Source organism: Streptomyces misionensis, from assembly GCF_007896895.1.
In the GTDB taxonomy this organism is placed as follows: Bacteria; Actinomycetota; Actinomycetes; order Streptomycetales; family Streptomycetaceae; genus Streptomyces; species Streptomyces misionensis_A.
Genome location: NZ_VOGW01000055.1, coordinates 1 through 19,244 on the forward strand (window position 1 = coordinate 1; position 19,244 = coordinate 19,244).

16 protein-coding genes and 6 pseudogenes are annotated in these 19,244 nt (G+C 70.0%); 14 read left to right on the forward strand and 8 right to left on the reverse strand.

Going from position 1 to position 19,244, the window contains the following annotated elements; genetic code table 11:
• The coding region (locus FRZ03_RS09865) for a transposase (RefSeq protein WP_146464781.1) at positions 1-408 on the forward strand (408 nt) is incomplete at its 5' end.
• Complete coding sequence (locus FRZ03_RS09870; RefSeq protein WP_261398811.1) at positions 405-818, forward strand: DegT/DnrJ/EryC1/StrS family aminotransferase; 414 nt, start codon at positions 405-407, stop codon at positions 816-818. The genes FRZ03_RS09865 and FRZ03_RS09870, both read left to right, overlap by 4 nt.
• On the opposite strand, the gene FRZ03_RS09875 is transcribed toward FRZ03_RS09870, so the two are convergent.
• The 5 genes from FRZ03_RS09875 to FRZ03_RS09900 form a co-directional block, all read right to left on the reverse strand.
• Positions 772-1,983 carry a UDP-N-acetylglucosamine--N-acetylmuramyl-(pentapeptide) pyrophosphoryl-undecaprenol N-acetylglucosamine transferase gene (locus FRZ03_RS09875; protein ID WP_146464783.1) on the reverse strand — a complete coding sequence of 404 codons (1,212 nt, stop codon included), beginning with the start codon at positions 1,981-1,983 and terminating at the stop codon, positions 772-774. The genes FRZ03_RS09870 and FRZ03_RS09875 overlap by 47 nt on opposite strands.
• 452 nt (positions 1,984-2,435) lie before the next feature.
• Positions 2,436-2,840: a hypothetical protein gene (locus tag FRZ03_RS09885; protein WP_222443356.1), complete on the reverse strand. Its 405-nt coding sequence runs from the start codon at positions 2,838-2,840 to the stop codon at positions 2,436-2,438.
• Complete coding sequence (locus tag FRZ03_RS09890; protein ID WP_146464785.1) at positions 2,837-3,292, reverse strand: OsmC family protein; 456 nt, start codon at positions 3,290-3,292, stop codon at positions 2,837-2,839. Before FRZ03_RS09890 ends, FRZ03_RS09885 begins: the two co-directional genes overlap by 4 nt.
• Positions 3,293-3,677: 385 nt before the next feature.
• A complete protein-coding gene (locus tag FRZ03_RS09895) occupies positions 3,678-4,967 on the reverse strand; it encodes an FG-GAP-like repeat-containing protein (protein ID WP_146464786.1) in 1,290 nt (429 codons plus the stop codon).
• A 105-nt stretch (positions 4,968-5,072) separates the two neighbouring features.
• Positions 5,073-6,305: an FG-GAP-like repeat-containing protein gene (locus tag FRZ03_RS09900; RefSeq protein ID WP_146464787.1), complete on the reverse strand. Its 1,233-nt coding sequence runs from the start codon at positions 6,303-6,305 to the stop codon at positions 5,073-5,075.
• A 183-nt stretch (positions 6,306-6,488) separates the two neighbouring features.
• Here FRZ03_RS09900 and FRZ03_RS09905 point away from each other — a divergent pair.
• Both FRZ03_RS09905 and FRZ03_RS09910 read left to right on the forward strand, forming a co-directional pair.
• Positions 6,489-7,476 (forward strand): annotated as a pseudogene (locus tag FRZ03_RS09905) (transposase).
• 189 nt (positions 7,477-7,665) lie between these two features.
• Positions 7,666-8,901 (forward strand): polymorphic toxin-type HINT domain-containing protein, encoded by a 1,236-nt coding sequence (locus FRZ03_RS09910; RefSeq protein WP_146464788.1) that lies wholly within the window; start codon positions 7,666-7,668, stop codon positions 8,899-8,901.
• Positions 8,902-8,957: 56 nt separating this feature from the next.
• Here FRZ03_RS09910 and FRZ03_RS09915 read toward each other — a convergent pair.
• Positions 8,958-9,444 (reverse strand): annotated as a pseudogene (locus tag FRZ03_RS09915) (leucine zipper domain-containing protein); the annotation flags it as partial.
• Between the two features lie 212 nt (positions 9,445-9,656).
• Between FRZ03_RS09915 and FRZ03_RS09920 the strand changes: the two are divergent.
• From FRZ03_RS09920 to FRZ03_RS38980, 4 genes and pseudogenes are all read left to right on the forward strand, one after another.
• A complete protein-coding gene (locus FRZ03_RS09920) occupies positions 9,657-10,070 on the forward strand; it encodes an Imm10 family immunity protein (RefSeq protein ID WP_146464789.1) in 414 nt (137 codons plus the stop codon).
• Positions 10,071-10,181: 111 nt separating this feature from the next.
• Positions 10,182-10,677, forward strand: a pseudogene (locus FRZ03_RS09925) (transposase); the annotation flags it as partial.
• 74 nt (positions 10,678-10,751) lie between these two features.
• Positions 10,752-11,519: pseudogene (locus tag FRZ03_RS09930) on the forward strand (transposase family protein).
• A 27-nt stretch (positions 11,520-11,546) separates the two neighbouring features.
• Positions 11,547-11,690, forward strand: coding sequence for a hypothetical protein (locus tag FRZ03_RS38980; protein WP_186785329.1), 144 nt, complete (start codon positions 11,547-11,549; stop codon positions 11,688-11,690).
• Here FRZ03_RS38980 and FRZ03_RS09935 read toward each other — a convergent pair.
• A pseudogene (locus FRZ03_RS09935) lies at positions 11,669-12,028 on the reverse strand (ATP-binding protein); the annotation flags it as partial. The gene FRZ03_RS38980 and the pseudogene FRZ03_RS09935 overlap by 22 nt on opposite strands.
• 305 nt (positions 12,029-12,333) lie before the next feature.
• On the opposite strand from FRZ03_RS09935, the gene FRZ03_RS09940 reads away from it, so the two are divergent.
• The 6 genes and pseudogenes from FRZ03_RS09940 to FRZ03_RS09965 all read left to right on the forward strand — a co-directional run bounded on the left by FRZ03_RS09940 (position 12,334) and on the right by FRZ03_RS09965 (position 17,914).
• The gene (locus FRZ03_RS09940) at positions 12,334-13,470 is read left to right on the forward strand and encodes a serine hydrolase domain-containing protein (protein WP_146464790.1); all 1,137 of its coding nucleotides are present in this window, start codon (positions 12,334-12,336) and stop codon (positions 13,468-13,470) included.
• A 329-nt stretch (positions 13,471-13,799) separates the two neighbouring features.
• Complete coding sequence (locus FRZ03_RS09945) at positions 13,800-14,204, forward strand: ASCH domain-containing protein (RefSeq protein WP_146464791.1); 405 nt, start codon at positions 13,800-13,802, stop codon at positions 14,202-14,204.
• Between the two features lie 153 nt (positions 14,205-14,357).
• A pseudogene (locus FRZ03_RS09950) lies at positions 14,358-14,942 on the forward strand (beta-xylosidase family glycoside hydrolase); the annotation flags it as partial.
• Between the two features lie 381 nt (positions 14,943-15,323).
• Positions 15,324-16,445, forward strand: coding sequence for a PP2C family protein-serine/threonine phosphatase (locus tag FRZ03_RS09955; protein ID WP_146464792.1), 1,122 nt, complete (start codon positions 15,324-15,326; stop codon positions 16,443-16,445).
• Positions 16,446-16,577: 132 nt separating this feature from the next.
• On the forward strand, positions 16,578-16,967 hold the full coding sequence (locus tag FRZ03_RS09960) for a hypothetical protein (RefSeq protein WP_146464793.1): 390 nt from the start codon (positions 16,578-16,580) through the stop codon (positions 16,965-16,967).
• 455 nt (positions 16,968-17,422) lie between these two features.
• Positions 17,423-17,914: a DUF4396 domain-containing protein gene (locus FRZ03_RS09965; RefSeq protein WP_146464794.1), complete on the forward strand. Its 492-nt coding sequence runs from the start codon at positions 17,423-17,425 to the stop codon at positions 17,912-17,914.
• 236 nt (positions 17,915-18,150) lie between these two features.
• Here the strand turns inward: FRZ03_RS09965 and FRZ03_RS09970 are convergent, their stop codons facing one another.
• Positions 18,151-19,188 carry an ArsR/SmtB family transcription factor gene (locus FRZ03_RS09970; RefSeq protein WP_261398814.1) on the reverse strand — a complete coding sequence of 346 codons (1,038 nt, stop codon included), beginning with the start codon at positions 19,186-19,188 and terminating at the stop codon, positions 18,151-18,153.
• Positions 19,189-19,244: the final 56 nt, after the last annotated feature.

The following is a 19,244-nucleotide window of genomic DNA, read 5'->3' on the forward strand; positions in this document are numbered from 1 at the left end:
CACGAACTCGCAGACATCGTCCTGAGCGTCCCGGGTATCGGGACCGTACTCGGCGCGGAGTTCCTGGCTGCGGTCGGCGGCAGCCTGGACGAGTTCGCTTCCCCGGACGCCCTGGCGGCCTTCGCCGGTGTTGCTCCCGCTCCACGCGACTCGGGCAAGGTCAGCGGCAACCTCCACCGGCCGGTCACCTACCACCGAAGACTCCAACGGGTCTTCTACACCTCGGCTCTGGTCAGCGTCCGCTACGACCCGAACTCGCGGAAGTTCTACGACCGCAAACGAGCTGAGGGCAAGAAGCACGTCCAGGCCGTGCTCGCCCTCGCCCGCCGACGCGTCAACGTCCTGTGGGCCCTGATCCGTGACCGACGCTGCTACCAAATCACACCTCCAGCCCCTGCAGCCGGTTGACAACAGCATTAGGAAGCAAGGGCGTCACCCGCGTTACCCGCCCCAACGAGCTGCCCGCCGCTGTCGTCAACGCCCGCTCCTGCTCCGCACCCCGGACCGTGATCGCTGAAGTGGACCGCACCGTGCCGCGTCTGTGCCAGGTCCTCGTCCCCAACCGGGACGAGGACCACGCGCGGCTGAAGGCCCGCGGCATCGGCGTCGGCGTCCACTACCCGCCCAACCACCTGCAGCCCACATTCGCCCAGTGGCGGCGCGACTTGCCCGCCACCGAGCAAGCCGGCCGCGAGGTCCCGACACTGCCCTTCCACCAGCACCTCACCGAGGCGGACATCGACCAGGTCGTCACCGCCCGCGGCCAGGCCCTCACCGAGGCAGGAACGGCTCCCCACGCCGGCCGGCCCCAGCAGTGACCGGCTGGCCCGACGCAGCCGACAGGATCTCGTCCACGAGCCTGTCCGCCGCGTCCGGGCGGCCGTACGCACGAGCCCGCTCCGCCATACCCCACCGCAGGTGGGCATCGGCCAGGAGCGGGCCCACCGCCGTCTGCAGCCCGGCCGCCGTCACCTCGCCGGTCAGCGCGACCGCCGCCCCGGCCTGCTCCAAGTGCCGGGCGTTGTGGACCTGCTCGTTGCCCGCCGACGACGCCAGAGGCACGAACACCGCGGGCTTGCCCAGCGCGGTCAGCTCCGCCAGCGTCCCCGCCCCGCTCCTCGCCACCACGACGTCGGCGAGGGCCAGGACGTCGGGCAGCTCGCCGCTGACGAACCCGGCCAGGTGGTAGCGGGCCGCCAGCTCCGCCGGAAGGCCGGCCGCCCGCGCCTGCAGGGCCGCCTCGTTCGCCGGGCCGCACTGGTGGATGACGTTCGCCCGCTGCAGCATCCACGGCAGCGACTGGCCGACCAGCTCGTTGATCTGCTGCGAGCCCTGGGCTCCACCGGTCACGTACACGGTGGGCAGGCTCCGGTCGAAGCCCCACAGGGCTGGCGCCTGGACAGCCCTGTCCGCCTGTCCGGACAGCACCTCGGGCCGCACCGGGTTCCCGGTCACCACGGCGACCGCGCGCGCCGACTCCGGCAGCAGCCCGAGCGTCGACTCCGACGACACGCAGATCCGCGCGGCCGCCGACGCGAGCCTCCGGTTCGCCAGGCCCAGCCGCACCGTCTGCTCGTGCAGTACGAGCGGCCGGTGGCACATCCGCGCCGCCAGCCCGGCCGGCACCGCCACATAGCCGCCCGTCGCGAGGACGACATCCGGCTGGAACCGGTCGATCGCCCGCCGCGCCTGCAGCACACCGAGCGGCACCCGCGCCATGTCCTTGACGTTCGCCGGCGACGCCAGCTTGATCGGGTTCTTCGAGCGGCGGATCTTGCCCGTCGCCACCGTGGTGAAGGCGATGCCCTCGGCCGGGGCAACCCGTGCCTCCAGGCCGTCAGCCGTCCCGATCCACAGGACCTCCAGCGCTCGCCCCTCGGCGGCGAGCCGAGCCTGCAGCGTGCGAACCGCGGTCAGCGCGGGATACGTGTGTCCACCGGTCCCACCGCCCGTGACGACGAGACGGAAAGGGGCGCTGTGCATCGGGCTGCTCCTCGGCGAAACAGAGATCAGACGAGCTGCCACGGTAGCGGGTGAGCCGGCCCGCTCACCCGCCCTCCCGTGCATCCACGCCACACGTCGTTCACGCCGGAGGAGAGACCACCGCCCGGGCAGCGAGCGCACGCCGCCGACACTCACCACCCGGACAACCCCGCACGACTTCCTGGGCCGCCCCAGGACCGTCACGGGACACCCCCCTTCCACCCGCACCGCCGCCCCTGCCGCCGGCGTCGCACCGGATGCCGCCGCGAAGCCGGCCGGGCCGGTACTCGCCCTGGCGCGGGCCGGGGGAGCGGGTGGCCGGATGGATGCTGCGGTGGGACCGGCGGGTGTACGGGGCGGACCGCGATGGCCCCGAGCCGGCACCGAAGCCGGGCCACTCCTGCGTTCAGCTCGTGGGTGGTCCCCTTAACGCGTGTCGCCCAACCTCTGGGTCAGTCCTGTTCCCACCGTTCGATGATGTCGCGGCACACGGCGGTGTGCTCGTCCGACACGAGCAGGACGAGATTGCCGGCGTGGTCGCTGTACTGGACCAGGACATCGACACCGGCGTCGCCGAGCATGCGGGCAAGCGCGCCAAGCTGTCCGGGTGTCTCCTGGTCCAGCCGGGTCATGGCGACGTCACGCACGACGGCGGGGCCGAGCCCCGCGGCGGTGACAACGGCCAGGGCAGCGGGACCATCGTCGACAAGGTAGTGCGCGACGGCGTGTCCATCATGGGTGAACACGCCACCGCCTTCCAGGCTCACCCCGGAGCCGCCGAGCGCCTGGCCGAGGTCGGCCAGCGCGCCGGGCCGGTTCGGCAAGTGGACCTCGAGGTCTTGCAGGCGGGCGCTCACGAGGTCACCACGGTGGTGACCTCGACGGGGACTGACAGGCTGTTGGCGACGTAGCACTCGTGGTGGGCCCGCACGGCCAGCTCTTGGACCGTCGTCTCGTCCGTCCCGGCGGCAATCCTGACGGTCACGTGCAGATGGATCGTGGCCAAGCGGGCGGGATTGGCGGTCAGGTCGAGCCGGCTGGTGGCCTCGTCGTCGTAGGCGAGGACGTCCACTCCGGCGCGGGCTGCGGCGCCGAGGAAGGACAGCATCTGGCAGGACGAGGCGGCCATGACCACGAGTTGTTCCGGATTGAGTCGGTCAGGATTGCCGCGGAAGGCCGGGTCCGCGCTCAGGTCGACCTGCCTGGTGGCGGGCGCGGCGAAGGCGGTGTGGTCGCGCGAGTAGGCGCGGACCCCGGCGGCGGTGGAGCCGTCCCAGTGCAGACGGGCGTGGTAGGCGTGGGTGCTCATGATCGAACCGTAAGTCCGGGACGCTTCGGCACGGGCCGAAGCGTCATGGTCGTATCGTCCCTTCCCTGAGCAGAGCGGCACTCCCGCCTGCCCGGCTTCGCGGGTCTCGTGTGGCGCCAGACGACGTACTGCGCCTCGGCTCTGCAACCGGGGCGCAGTAATCGCACGGCACCGTCAGAGGCCGCCGTGGTGGTCCCGCATCACCAAGGGGGCTTCGGCCGGTGTCCCGGTCGGCGCTTATGGCCGGCTGACCCGCCGACCCGCCGACCCGCCGACCCGCCTTCTGACCCGCCGACCGGGTGAGCCGGCCGGGGGGCCGGCCCCCACCTGCCGTGGTGGAGGGGCCGGGCCCCGCTGCGTGGGGCCGGAAGACCGGCCCCGTGCGTCAGAAGACGCGGACGTGGGACGCGGTGTCCCAGAGCATGTCCGCGTTCGGGCCGCCGACGGAGCCCTTGCCGTTGCCGTGGTACACGAACAGCTGGCTGTCGATGGGCCGCATGAGGTCGGACAGGCCGTCGCCGTTCACGTCGCCGGTCGAGATCACCGGCTCGTCGGTGGGCCAGGCGTACGGCAGCTTCTTGCGCGCGCCGAACGCGCCCTTGCCGTTGCCCGGGTACAGCCACAGCGCGCGCGATCCGTCGCGGGCCAGCAGGTCGCTCCTGCCGTCGCCGTTCATGTCGCCGGGCGAGGCCAGCTGCGTCATGGCGTTCCAGCCGCCGCTGCCGATGAGCTTGCGGGCGCTGAGGAGGCCCTTGCCGTTGCCCGGGTACAGCCACAGCTTCCCGGCGGTGTCGCGGGCCAGCAGGTCCCTGCGGCCGTCGCCGGTCAGGTCGCCGGCCGCGCTGATCTCACGCATGGTGTTCCAGCCGCCGCCGACCCGTACCCGGGCGCCGAAGGTGCCGTCGCCGCGGCCCGGGTAGAACCACAGCACGCCGGACTTGTCGCGGGCGTACAGGTCCTCCTTGGCGTCCCCGTTGTAGTCGCCGTGCCGTGTCAGCTGGGTCATGGCGTTCCAGCCGCCGCCGACGAGCTTGCCCTTGGTCTCCCACTCGGCGTCGCCGATGCCCGAGAGGAACCACAGCCGGCCGTCGTCCGCGCGCTCCAGGAGGTCGGGGCGGGCGTCGTTGTTCAGGTCGCCGAACTTGCCGGCCTGGGCCGCCCCGGCGGGCCGCTTGTCCTCCGTCTGGCGCAGCCAGTCCATCCAGGGGACGCCCTGAACGGCCTCGTACTCGGTGGTGGCCACCCGGATGGAGCTGATCTTGTTGTCGAACGCGCCGTCGAACGCGCCGCCGCTGAGGTCGATGGCTCCGTTGTGCGGGCTGATGAGGAGCGTGTCGTCGCCCGCGTAGCCGGTGTAGTCGGCTCCGGTGTACGCGACGGCCCACAGGGAGCTGTTGTTGACCAGTGACGAGGTCTTGTCGTTGAACGCGCCCATGGTGGCCAGGCTCGACGAGACGGTCTTCATCTCGCCCTTGTAGCCGCCGTACTGGAAGAGGCACAGCTTCCCCGAGGGGCAGCGGGCCGAGTTGTCGGCCGCGGCCGCCTGCGGTGCCGTGGCTACGAAGGCGGCCATGGAGGCGGCGAGGGCGGCCGCGGTGCCCAGGGTGCGCCGGGCGGTACGTCCGCGCGGCGAGGGCGTGCCCAGGGCGCGTCGGCCCAGGGGAGTGAGAGGCATGGATCGGTCTCCGTTCGGTCCGAGGGACCCGGCCCGGGGCTCGGGCCGGGTCTCGGTCGGGAAGGCTGAGTGGGGGAGTCGGCGGGCCGCGGTGCGCGCCACCGCTCAGAAGACGCGGACGTTCGACTCGAGGCCGGCGAACGTCTTGGGGGCCTTGAGACCGCCGCTCGCCGCGCCGGTGCCGGGGTAGAGGCGCAGCGCGGCCTGGCCCGGAGCGTGGGCGACCAGGTCCGGCCGCCCGTCGCCGGTGACGTCGCCGAGGCCGGCGAGCTCGGTGAAGGCGTTCCAGCCGCCGGTGCCGATGAGCTTGCGGGCGGCGAACGCGCCCTTGCCGTCGCCCGGGTACAGCCACAGCTTGCCGGCGGTGTCCCGGGCGACGAGGTCGGCCCGCTTGTCGGAGTTCATGTCGCCCGCGCCGACCAGCTCGTTCATGGTCTTCCAGCCGCCGCCGACCTTCTTGCGCGCCTTGAAGGCGCCCTTGCCATCGCCGGGGTACGTCCACAGCGTGCCCGCGGTGTCGGCGGCGAGCAGGTCGGCCCGGCCGTCGCCGGTGAGGTCGCCCGCGGCGGCGAGGTCGCGCATGGTGTTCCAGCCGCCGCCGACCCGTACTCGGGCGCCGAAGGTGCCGTCGCCGCGGCCCGGGTAGAACCACAGCACGCCGGACTTGTCGCGGGCGTACAGGTCCTCCTTGGCGTCCCCGTTGTAGTCGCCGTGCCGTGTCAGCTGGGTCATGGCGTTCCAGCCGCCGCCGACGAGCCGGTCCTTGCCACGGCTGTCGTACGCGTGGGACGTCCACAACTGCCCGAACTTGTTGCGGGAGAAGAGGTCGGCGTACCCGTCGGCGTTCGCGTCGCCGAAGGCCCCCTGGGCGGGGAGCGCGGCGGGCCGGGGTTTGGGCGCGGCGTCCCACTGGAAGACCGCGTACCGGCTCTCTCTGCCGCAGAAGTCGTCCGCTTCGGGGCCCAGGTCGAGAGAGCTGACGGCGTTGTCGTACTCCGGTTCGGGGCTTTCGTCGAAGGAACCGTGCCCCGTGTAGAAGTGGGTGGCGCCCTGCCGCGGGTCGAGCCCGGCGGCGAGGGAGAAGCACACCGGCCAGTCCGTGTAGTCGGCGTAGGAGCTGATGCGGTTGTCCCACGAGCCGAGGTCCAGCATGCCGCCCTTGACGATCAGCATCTGACCCTTGCCCAGCGGATCGCTGAAGACGCACAGGCTGCCCCAGGGGCAGCGGTCGTACCCGTCGGCGGCCTGGGCGGGCACGGCGGTGGCGGTCGCGACGAAGCCGGCCGTGAGGACCGCCGTGAGCGCGCCGCGAAGGACGCGCGAAGAGGTGAGACGCACGAGGGTTCCCCAAGTCGTGCACGGTGTCCGGGTGTTCACACCTCGAACACGTGAATGTTGTGTGCATGATATGCGCACACTGTGGTCTGGGGGTACACCCGGGGCGGTAGTGGTCCCCGGGCCCTGTCCAAGGTCGGGACTGTAAATCGTTCGCTGTAACTCCCGATCATGGAAGATGCATCGATGACCAGTGAGAACGTGGCCGAGCACGCGACTGCCGAGTCGGCAGCGGCTGTGTCTGCGAAGGGCGTGGACGACCAGCTGATCAACGAGCTGGTGAGCCGGGCCCAGGCCGAGGGCCTGCAGCTGACCGGCGAGGGAGGCCTGCTCCAGCAGCTGACCAAACGGCTGCTGGAGTCCGCCCTGGAGGGCGAGATCACCGACCACCTCGGCTAGGACAAGCACGATCCGGCGGGCAAGGACGGCGGTAACTCCCGCAACGGCAAACGCTCGAAGACCGTCCTGACCGACGTCGGACCGGTGGAGATCGCCGTGCCCCGCGACCGGAACGGCTCATTCGAGCCGAAGAACGTCAAGAAGCGGGCAGAAGCGTCTGGCAGGCGTCGACGAGATGGTCATCTCGCTGGCCGCCAAGGGCCTGACCATCGGTGAGGTCCAGGCCCATCTTGCGGAGGTCTACCGTGCCGAGGTCTCCCGGCAGACCATCTCCACGATCACGGACAAGGTCCTGGACGGCATGGCGGAATGGCAGAACCGGCCGCTCGACGTCGCCTACCGCTATGCCGCCCGGCAGGACTGGGACAAGATCGCAAAACTCCTCAAGCCCGTCTGCACCGCGCCGACCGAGGAGGCCGCCCTGGAGCGGTTCGCCGAGTTCGCCGAGGCCTGGGGCAGGGAGTATCCGGCGATCGTGAAACTGTGGGAGAACGCTTGGGAGGAGTTCACTCCGTTCCTGCGGTTCGACACCGAGATCCGCCGCATCGTCTGCACCACCAACGCGATCGAGTCGGTCAACGCGCGGATCCGGCGAGCGGTCAAGGCCCGCGGACACTTCCCGAACGAGCAGGCCGCCTTGAAGTGTGTCTACATGGCCATCATGTCGCTCGACCTCACCGGCAAGGGCCAGGCCCGCTGAACCATGCGCTGGAAGACCGCGCTGAACGCCTTCGACATCACCTTCGACGGCCGCCTCTCAGCAGCCCGTCAGTAACCCAACGACCCCAGTTACACCGCTCGTTTGACAGACCCCGCTTCTGGGCTGCGCCGGCCACTACTTCAAGAAGGCACTGCCGGTCGCGGAGAAGGTCGCGACCGTGGTCGCGGTCGTCGCCGTGGTGGTCGTCGTGGTCGTGGCGGTCGCCGCCTGCACCGAGACGGTGGTCGCGGCCCCGCATGTGTCATGGGCGCCGGAGAGGCGATCGGAGCGGTCGGCGGTCTGGCCGGGGGCGCCGATTGCATGGCGATGGGCTGCGGCGGAGGCGAACCGATAGCCGGAGAAGACGCCGACTCCCCACCCTCCGCAGGCGGTTCGGGCGGCTCCGGCGAGGCGCCGAAGGCCTCGGCCGACGCCGCACCGCACGAAGCCGGCAGCGGCTCGGGCGACGCGGCGGCCGCCTCCGGCGCGGGCGAGGAATCCAGCACCGACTCCGTCGGCAGCAACGCGGCGACACCGAAGAAGGCCGACGCACAACAGAAGGCGGCCGCATCGAGCAAGTCGGCGGCCGCACCTGACGAGCCCAGCGCCGGCAACTCGGGCACCACGGGCAGGAGCTCCGGCGGCGAGCGTTCGCGCTGCAGCTTCTCGCCCAGCACCCCCGTCCTGATGGCCGGTGGCAAGACCAAGGCCATCGGCAAGATCAAGACCGGTGACAAGGTCGAATCGGCCGACCCCGAGACGGGCAAGCACAAGGGCGCCCGCACGGTCCAGCACATATGGATCAACCACGACAAGGACCTCCTCGACGTCACGGTCCGCGACAAGAACGGCCACAAGGCCACCCTGCACACCACGGCCAACCACCCGTTCTGGAACGACACCAGCCACAGCTGGAAGCCGGCGGGCGAACTGCGGCGCGGGAACGCGCTCAACACGGCCGACGATGGTCATGCGTACGTGGTCAGGACCCGGGTTACACCTGGCACGGCGGACCGCTGGAATCTCACTGTCCAGCAACTGCACACGTACTATGTCGTGGCAGGCGGCACGCCGATCTTGGTCCATAACACCGATGTTCCAGAATCTTGTCCGGTCACTTATAGCAAGCTGCCGAAGGACGCGGGGCACCGGCTGGATTACGAGCTTCGCGACAAGGATGGAAATCTCAAGGTTGCAGGTGGCCTCTGGAGTGGGAATGCTACGATTGCAGAAAAGGCCTTGGGCGGCTGGAATAGGTGGGCCGCGACGAACACCGAGAACCGACTCATGCGGATGTTCGGAATTGTCGGTAAGGTTGATATACCGGGTGATGAGTACTTCGGCGTATTGATGCATATCCCGCTGGAGCAAGGTGATGTGCTGACCCTTCGTGGGCTTCAGGGGTCATGCGGGAGATGTCAAGGCATGATGAATGAGTTCATGGACGAGACGGACGTAGAAGTGAGATACACCTGGAGATCAAGCGGTACTTGGCCCTAGGTGTGCTGTTCGGACAGGTTGGTGACGCGGCTGGCGGGTGGTTGGCCGCTGATGGCCTGGCCGGCCGCTCGGCCGAGGACTTTGTGGCCGCCGCCGTCGGGGATGCGGCCGAGTTTCTTGACGTCGATGTGGATGAGTTCGCCGGGACGGGCGCGTTCGTAGCGGCGGACTGGTTCCGGTGGCCCGGTCGCAGGCTGCCAGTGGGGGCAGGCCGTGCCTCACGAGGATGCGGTGGGCGGTGGAGGCGGCGATCCGGGTGCGGGCGGCCAGCCGCAGCGGCCCGATGCGGTGCTCGCGCCGCATCCGCACCACCTCCGCCTCGATCCCGGCAGGCGTCCGGCGCGGGCTGTGGTGCGGGCGGCTGGAGCGGTCGTGCATCCCGGCCTCGCCCAGCTGCCGGTAGCGGCCGGCCCAGCGGGCGGCGGTGGTGTGGCTGACCTGGAAGCGTTCCGCGGCCCTGCGCAGCGGCCAGCCGTCGTCCACGACACACCGGGCCAGACGCAGCCTCCCGGTCGGGGTCAGCGGGGCATTACGGTGGGACACGAGGGCCTCCTGGACATCGGTGCAGACTTCGCAATCCACACCGAACCCAGAAGGCCCTCACCCGTTCAAGCACCCAGCCCGCGTGTCACCAACGTCCCGGGACAGCACACCTAGATCATTTACGGGACAGCCCTTAGTCTGCTGTGGTGTGTGGGCGCCTGTGAGCAGTGCCCCTTGATGCTGGGAACGAGTAAAGAGAAGGTGCCGAGGACATGGAATTGATCATCCATGAGATCAATCAGGACGAGGAATACAAGACTTACACGCTTGCCCTATTCACCTCTTGGGGTGATGATGTGAAAGGGTTCGAATTTCAGCGCAGCCTACGTGGTCCGGATGATCGACGTGCTCCGCGCCCTCCATTTGATTCCTATTGCGTGGTGAATGAAGGTCACAATACAAGCTTCGGAGGCGTTACCAATGTCGCATCGCAGGATGGCGTCCTGAAGATTGAGTTCAGCGAAAAGGCTCAGGAGGAGCTTGGGCTTCCCACTTCTGATGTGTCTCTGGTGCTCAACCTGTCGAGCGATGACATTGAGAAGGTGAAAGCTGGTCTAGCTCACGTCTTCTCTTATGGGCCAGATGGAGCCCTGCCCCGGATCATCGGCCTTTCTGTAGACAATTGAGGCCAAGGAGCTGAGTTTCGCGCGTCTCTAGTTCGTCAGCGTAAGAGCTCCGCCAGAAACGTTTCGACGGTGTTGTGAATTCAAGGCCGACGTGCGTTGAGGGCGGGTGCGGTGTCGATGCAGCCGATGGCGCCGGGGAAGATTCCGGCTGAGACGGTTCGGATGGTGCGAGCGGCGTTTCCGAAGGGGAGCCTCGCGATCAAAATCCGGGATGAGCTGGAACCGCTGTTCGGCGACGAGGAGTTCGCAGACCTATTTCCAACGCGTGGCAGGCCGGCGTGGTCACCGGGCAGGCCGGCCGCTGGTGTTGGTGCTGCAGTTCGTTGAGGGCCTGACCGACCGGCAGGCCGCGGAGGCGGTACGAGCCAGGATCGACGTCAAGTACGCCCTCGTGCTGGGCCTTGAGGACCCTGGCTTCAACCACTCGGTGCTGTCGGAGTTGAGGGACCGGTTAATCCAGGCGGATGCCGGACGGCAGATTCTGGACGGCATCCTGGTGGCCGCCTGGGACAAGGGCCTCCTCAAGGCGGCGGGCCGGGCGAGGACCGACTCCACCCACGTCCTTTCCTCCGCGCGCGGACTCTACTGGCTCGAGATGGTGACTGAGCCTTTTCCAATCTGTGCCTGCAGCCTGGAAGATGGGTTTTCGACCAAGAGAACCGTGTCCACCAGAGGCTTCACGTGCTTGTCTACCCGTCGGCCGTCGACGTGTCCAGCTCTGCCCTGCGCTTCCCCACCCAGCAGTTGCGGCAGCACCGCCGCGACATCGACTCACGCTGGCGGCGTCTGAGCGCCGGCCGCCAGGCTCTGCTCACGCTCGCCCATCTTCGGGTGGGGTCATATGTATGCTCAGCTCGCAGCAGGGTTCGGCGTGGTTACCACGACGGCCTACCGTTACGTCACCGAGGCTGTCGAGCTCCTGGCCGCCCTTGCCCCCAGCCTGACCGACGTGGTGCGAACCGCGTCGGTGAAGGCGTATCTGATCCTGGACGGCACGCTTCTGCCGATCGACCGCATCGCCGCTGACCGCCTGTTCTGCTCCGGAAGCATAAGAAGCACGGGATGAACGGGCAGGTCCTCGCGGATCCCTTCGGCCAGCTGCTGTGGGCCTCACCGGCCATGCCCGGCGCCGTCCACGACAATCCGCGCGGCCCGTGAACACGGCATCCCTGGCGCCCTCGCCGAGGCCGGGATCAAGTGCTGGGCCGACAAAGGCCAAAGGCCACCTGGGTGCCGGCGGCACGGTCCGCATCCCGTGCTGGGGCCGGTGGGCGACCCCCAGGCCAGAAGGCGGTGAACCGGTCCCACGCGAAGATCTGGGCCCTCGTGGAGCAGGCCATCGCCACCCTCAAGTCCTGGAGGTTCCTCCGCAAACTGCGGTGCTCGACCACCCGGATCACCAGCCTCGTCCAGGCCGTCCTCACCCTCCATCTGACCAGCTCAGAGTGAAGATGGAAAAGGCTCAGTCCCGGCACCATGCTCAAGCCCACCAGACCCATCTGCGTGGCCACCGTGCTCGACACCGACACCGACACCGACGCCGACGCCGGTGCCCCGTCCGTCTCGGCTGCCGACGCGCCGACCGCCGCCGTCTCGGCCTCGTGGCGACGCTGGTGGTAGGTGGCCAGCAGCTTGTCGAAGCCCTTCAGCCCGCAGCCCTGCTGGCCCAGCTGCTCACTGACCGCCGCCATGGCCTCAACGGCACTGTGCACATCGTCATCGACAAGAGCGGTCACGGCACCGTAGTGATCGCGTGCCTTGGTGTCCCACTGCCTGACCAGCGAGGTCTTACCGGCCCCCGCGATCCCGTGCACGTGGAACAGAAACTCAAAGCCATCAGCGCCGGCCACCCGCTCCAGAATCGCCTGGAAGACACCCACCTCCTCACGTCGGCCCACAAAGTCCGATCCGCGCCGACGCCGGATGAACTCCGGCCGGGACACCCCACGCTCTGCCATCTCCCAACCCCCTCCACGTACTTGCCAGCATCATGCCCTCGCCATGCCACCCGCACTGCCGTTGCGCAGCTCCCGAGGCCACGGGCGCGGCAAGCGGGGCCGCTGGCCTTGTCCCGCGCCGGGCGGTCCCTCTTCCGGTGGCGTCCGGCGCAGGTCAGCGCCGTGACACGGGCTGCTATGACCAACCGGTCATATATGGCCGCTTTATGGACTGTTCGCAGTGTCGCTGTTGTCCGAGGCTCGCCACGGCGCCCTGCACCTGCCCGGCGCAGCTTTCACGGCTACCAGTCACGAGGAGACGCCTCATGAAATCCGCACGTCTGATCGCCGTCGGCGCGACGCTGACGCTCGCGGTACTCACCGCCGCCGCCCCGGTCCACGCCGATGCGCCGACGGCCGCGAGCATCCTGAAGTCCGGAGCGCAGAAAGGCATCGCCGACGGTTACCCGGGCGTGGTCGGCCAGGTCCGCTCCGGTGACAGCGCGCAGTATGTCTCGGCGGGAACCGGCAACACCGCCACGAAGGCGCCCGCCGATCCGCAAGCGCAGTTCCGGATGGGCAGCAACACCAAGGCGTTCATCGCGACCGTGCTGCTGCAGCTGGAGGCCGAGAACAAGCTCTCCCTAGACGACTCCGTCGCCCGGTGGCTTCCGGGCGCCGTCGATGCCAACGGCTACGACGGCAGCCGGATCTCCTTGAGGGAGCTGCTCAACCACACCTCGGGTCTCCCGGACTTCGTACACGACACGTCGTTCTACAACTCTTACGCCGCCAATCGCGAGCCCGACCGGGCCTGGCCGCCCCAGACCCTCGTGGACCTGGGCCTGGCTCTGCGGCGGCCCTCCTCCGAGCCGGGCGAGACGTGGGCCTACTCCAACACCAACTACGTTCTGGCCGGCATGGTGATCAAGGCGGTCACGGGCAACGACCCGGCGATCGAGGTCACCCGGCGGATCATCGAACCGCTCGGCCTGCGGCACACCGTCTTCCCCACCTCAGACCCCCTGCAAGGCAACTATCTGCACGGCTACGCGTACGGATGGCTCGGCACGGTGCTCACGGACGTCACGGTCTCCAACGTCCAGGCGATGGGCTCGGCAGGCGCGATGGTGTCGAACCTGGACGACCTTGCCACCTTCACCAGGGCGCTGCTCGACGGGCAACTGCTGCCGCCTGCGCAGGAGGCTGAGCTGAAGACCACGGTCCCCACCGGGAGCGCCGGCATCAGCTACGGGCTGGGCATCAGCCGGTTCCAGCTGTCGTGCGGCCGGTGGGTGTGGTCCCACAACGGGGCCGTGCTCGGCTACTTCAGCACGTGGTACGCCGACGACGACGGCAGCGAGCAGGTACTGGAAGCCAACACCGAATACCACCTTCAGGCACCAACCCGGGGCCAGACGGACACCGACAAGGGGATGAGGGACGCCTTCTGCGCGCTCTGACCGGCCGAACCGTTCGCCTGGCGCTGCCCGTCCGACAACCCGACTGTCCGTTCTCCCCGGCCGCCGCCAGGCTCCGGCACCCGTGCTCCGGCGCCGGTCCCCGCCACGCCGCTTGCGCAGCGCCGACTCGCGGGCGGCCCCCCAGCGCGGGGCGAGCTCTTCGAGTAACTCGCCGAAGTGTGCGCGGGAAACCCCGGACAGGGCAGGATGGGAACAGGCCGTACGGGCCCAGGCTTGCCTCATAACTCGCCCAACCTGTGCGGGCCTTCCCACGTCACGGGCCGACCAGTCGAATCCGTCGTCGCGCGCGACCGCGTTAGGGTCCTGGCATGACAGTCGAGCCGGCTCAGAGCACGGGCCCCGCGTTTCTGCCCAAGGCGGAGTTCGCCTTTCCCGGCCCCCTGCGCGACCGGCTTGTCGCGGCGATCCTCGACGGGTCCAAGACCGCGACCACCGCACTGCTCGCCCGGTACGAGCACGAGGGAGAGCCGCTGCCGTCCGTCGGCCGCCGTTCGGTCGTGGTCGACTCCGGCGATCGCCCGGTGGCGGTCATCGAGGTGACGGAGGTGCGCGTCGTGTCACTGGACGAAGTAGACCTCACCTACGCACTGGACGAAGGCGAGGGCTACACCACAGTCAGGGACTGGCGGGCTGAACACGAGCGCGAGCGGAGCTGCGACGTACGGCGTCCCGCGCTCCCAGGCGGGCTACGAGTGCTCTCAGCGTGCGCGTAGGTGAGCCGCGGGCGGGGAAGTGGCACTCCGCCTGCGCGGAATGTTCTCCGTGTGAGCAGACGTGAGTCGAGCGGAGTACTGGGGCGCCTAATCGTTCTTCGTCGGCCAGCGTCATGTCGAGAAGGGTGCGTTCCTGTTCAGTGCGGCCCTTTGCACTGGATCTCGCCGTTCGCCCACCCCGAGGGCTCCTGGTCGCTCACCGAACGCCCCGGCCGGCTGACCCTCAGGGCCACCGGCGCCACCCTCGACCGCCCCGGGTACACCCTCGTCGGCCGCCGCCGGCAGCACCACGACTGCCGCGTCACCGCCGTCGTCGAACCGGGCACGGGACGCGGCGGCCTCAGCGTGCGCCTGGACGAGGCCCACCACTACGACCTGGAGGTCGGCGACGGAGAGATCCGCGTCGTCGCCCGGATCGGTCCGCTGCGCCAGACCGTGGCCGCCCGGCCGGTCCCGCCCGGGCCGCTGACCCTCACCGTCGCGATCCGGACGTCCGGCCTCGTCTCCGCCTCGCCCGAACTCACCGACGGCGGCACCACCGGCCCCGACACCCTCGCCTTCCGGCTCGGCGAGCCCGACGCCCCGGACGCCGTGCTCCTCGCGGAACTGGACGGGCGCTACCTGTCCACCGAGGTCGCCGGCGGCTTCACCGGCCGCGTCATCGGCATGTACGCCACCGAGGGCGCCGTCGCCTTCGACTGGTTCGAGTACGTCCCGGACCCGGCACCCTCCGCCTGATCCGCCGGTACGGGCTCGATACCCCCGGGCCGCGTCACCGCGCGGGGACGCGGGAGCGTCCAAGGGCAGGGCCGGCCGTCGTGGCGCGCCCGACGGCCAGGACCTGGCCGAGACGGAGGACTTCCTGTGATCTGCGTGGCGCACGAGGGCACCGCCCGGGACCAAAGCGCCGCGAAACGAAGACCTGCCGCGACCGCCGTCCGGAAAACGAAAGGGCCGGTGTCACAGGGGTCGCGTGAGGGCCGGTGTCACAGGGGGGCGCGTCGTCATAGGGGGTGGCCGTGCGCGCGGGCTTCGGTGCGAGGAGGGAGCTGTAGGCGCAGCGGATGGCCTCCGGAGCGGCGCGTTCCCGCAGGGGAAGGTTGGTGGAAAGCTTGGGGCATGGGCTTGCGAGTGTGGCGGGTGTTCCGGCGTTCCTGGCAGCCGGGTCACGCGCCCGCGCTGGTGGTGATCCCCGTGGGGCTGATCATCGCGGTCTGCGTGGTGGACCTCGTAACTCCGCCGCACATTCACCTCGGTCCCCTGCTGGTGGCGGCACCTGCGATCACCGTGGCGTTCGCGGGCGCCCGCGTGACGGCGCTGATGGGGGCGCTCGCCGTGGCGGCGCAGGTGCTGATCGGTGTGCTGAGAGAGAGCTTGTCCTCCGCCAACATCCAGGCTCAGATCATCGCTCTGGTCGTCGTCTCGGCCGTCTGTGTCGGCATCTGCGTGGTGCGGGGCCGCAGTGAGCGCCAGCTGCACCGGGTGCGGTCCGTCGCGGAGGCAGCGCAGAGTGTGCTGCTGCAGCCACTGCCCGCCCGCGCCGGTCCGCTGCGGATCGCCGGGCTGTACATCCCCGCCGAGGAAGAAGCCGATCTGGGTGGAGATCTGTACGCGGCAGCGCGAACCGACCACCACAGCACCCGGCTCCTCATCGGTGATGTGCGCGGCAATGGCCTGTCCTCGATCAACAACGCCGCCCTGTTGCTCGGCGCCTTCCGCGCGGCCGCCCATCGGCAGGCCACCCTGACCCGCCTCGCCGTTCACCTGGACGCCGCGTTCCGCTGGGACACCAGTCAGTGGCGGTCGCGGTCGGAGGAGGACGCCGACGAGGACTTCGCCACCGCGATCCTGCTGGACATCCCCGACCACGAGCCGGTCGTCCACCTCGTCAACTGCGGCCACCCAGCGCCGCTGCTGCTGCGCGGCACTCACGTCACTCCCCTCACGCCGCAGGCGAGCCACCTCCCGATCGGGCTCGGCGGTGCCTTCGGTTTCGCCGACTACGACGTCCAGACGTTCCCGTTCGAGGTCGGCGACCTGCTTATTCTCTATACGGACGGCGTCATCGAGGCGCGCGACACCGGCGGGCGCTTCTACCCGTTCACCGAACGGGCGCCCGCGTGGGCGAAGGACGACCCCGACGAGCTCCTGCGCGCTCTCCACGACGACCTGCTGGCCCACGTCCACGGACACCTCGAAGACGACGCGGCCGCGGTCGCGATCCGCCGCCTGGCCCTCTGATCTCCGCATCGAGACCCATGCCGAGTTGCCGGGCGATGGACCGTTTGCTGTGGCCGGCGGCCAGGAGCGCGTGAACGATGGAGTGTTTGGCGCGCGTCCGCTCAGCGACTCGGTGCCCTGTCGGCCACGGCGATGACGCGGCGCCGATCGCCAACCGTCCCCGGCCAGTGCGCCGGGCTCGCCGCCGGTCCGCGCGAGGTCGCCGAGGCCGCCCAGGCCGCCGCCACCCTGGGCGCGACGGCCGCCGGACTGCTCCCCGCCCTGCGGGCAGCCGTCACCGACCCCGACGTCGCCGACCTCGGCCAACTCGCCGAGGCGGCCCTCCACTCCGCCGAAACCGGAGCGGACGTCTCCGGCGCCTGCGAGGCCCTCCAAGCCCTCGGTGCCACCGCCCTGAGCACCCACCAGCGCCTGCGCGTCGCCGAACTCGCCGAGCAGGACCGGCGCATCGTCGACTCAGGCGTCGCGAACAACATCATCCGCGAGGACGAGCGGCTGCGCGCCATCCTGACCGCCATCTGATCCCTGGGCCGGGGCGGACGAGTGATCGATCGCCGCCCCGGCCCGCCCCGGACAGCGTGCTGCCGGACGGATCCTGCCGCTGACTGTGCCGCCATCGCCGGGCCGGGAACCGACCTGCGGTGACCCACATGCGATGCATCGACTGACCGCGGGGAACCGTGGTACGCGTGTCGCGGGCTCGGCGTTCGGCGTGATTCGCGCAAAGTGACCTGACGGCTCTTGCGGGCGTCGTCCTCAGCCCGTGCAGCGAGGTAGTCGGCCCGGTCGGAGCCGTAGGACGACCACGACCAGGAGCCGGGCAGGCGCCGCCCCGAGCCTGCGCTGCCGGTGAGGCCTTCGGGAACCCCGGGAGGGCCCGCGACACCCGTGGTGCAGCCTTCCTCCATCGTTCAGGAATACCCCCGGGGGGTACAAGGTTGGTGCGGGATACCTGATCCGACAAGGGGAGGCCGACGATGGACCACACCGCACATCGGCAGCACGAGCACGTGCACCATGCTCACCATGGCGCCGGTACTTCGTGGCGCATGGCCGCGCAGGCGACGCTGCACTGCCTGACCGGCTGCGCGATCGGCGAAGTCCTCGGCATGGTGATCGGTACCGCCGCCGGGCTGCACAATACGGCCACCGTCGTCGTCTCGATCGCGCTGGCTTTCGTCTTCGGCTACGCGCTGACCATGCGGGGCGTGCTGCGCGCCGGGCTGCCGGTCCGCCAGGCACTGAAGGTCGCTCTGGCCGCGGACACGGTGTCCATCGTGGTGATGGAACTGATCGACAACACCGTCATGGTCGGGGTGCCCGGTGCCATGGACGCGGGACTGTCCCAGCCTCTGTTCTGGGTCTCGCTCGCCGGATCGCTCGCTCTGGCCTTCATCGTGACCACTCCGGTGAACCGGTGGATGATCGGCCGCGGCAAGGGACATGCCGTCGTGCACGCCTACCACTGACGGCCGCACCGTTCCCATCCGGCCCGGGCCGCTCCTGTTCGCCCTTGTCCTGGGTGGGTGGGTCGGCAAGGGCCGGAGGCTACGCGGGCACGACCAGTCTTGGTAAGCCGGCCCGGGGCGGGACCCTGCTCCACCCGCTCGGGACGGGCACTGTCGTACGGCTCTCCGGCCACTGAACGCCACCGTGCGGCCCACCTGCCCCGCCAAGGGCCGCTCCGGGTGGCTCTGCACATGGGCTACGTCCCCTGAACCATCCGATCCGTCCCGAAGGCGGTCGGCTTGTTCGCCAGGGCCGCGCCCAGTGGAGTGTGCTCGTAGCGGACGGTCCGGCCGGTGCGGGTGCGGGTGACGAGGCCGGCGTCGCGCAGCACCGCCAGGTGGCTTCCGACGGTGCCTAGGCTCAGGCCGAGTCGGGCGACCAGTTGGGTCGTTGTCGCGGGCACGCTCAACGCGCGCAGCACGTCCGCGCGGCGTGGGCCGACCAGTCGGCCCAGGGCCTCGCCGTCCGGTGTACGTGGCACTGGGCCGAGCAGGTCCGCGATGCCCCGGGCGGGGTAGACCAGGGCGTAGGGCCATGGCGGTTCGACGTAGCTGATCAGGGTGCCGTACACCGTGGGCATCAAGAGCAGGCCCTTGCCGGCCAGTTGGTGCCGGTGCCGTTCGGCGGGCGAGCCCGTGCGCACCTCGATGGTCCCGGCCTGCCCCTGGGAGCACCAGCTCACCCGCGGGTCGAGATCGGACAGTGCCGCCGCCCAGCCGTACATCGCGAGGTGCCCGGCGCGGCGAACCAGGTCACGCTCCAGCACCGTGCGCAGCCGCGGCCAGTCCGGTTCGACCAGCGCGTGCCAGCTCGCTTCGAGTGCGTCGGCGAGTCGGGTCACCACGTCCGGTGCGTCGAGGACGCGCTGCACGTGGCGTGGGGGCGTTGGTAGTCCCGCCAGGTTGCGGGCCAGTTCCAGGCGCGCACGGCGCAGGGACGTGGCGCGCACAGCGGCCAGCTCGGCGGCGAAGTCGCCATCGGGGCCCGACGGCGGCGGATGGATGAAGTCGGCGTTGTAGCGGCCGCGGCGGAACAGCGTCGTCAGCGCCCCGACCGCGGGCACCTGCCGGCGCAGCCGCTCGTACCGGGGCGCGATGCGCTCGGCCCACGGCCGGAGCGGGCCGGCGGCCTGCACGCCGGCTGCGACGCGCAGCGCCTGCATCGCCTCGCCCAGCGGCGAGATCGCGAAGCGGGTACGCGCCACGTCGACGGGTCCCACCTCGATGGCCAGCATGTTTTGCCTCCACACGAAAGCATAGTCACCGTGGCCGGGCTGCCGTGATGCTGTCC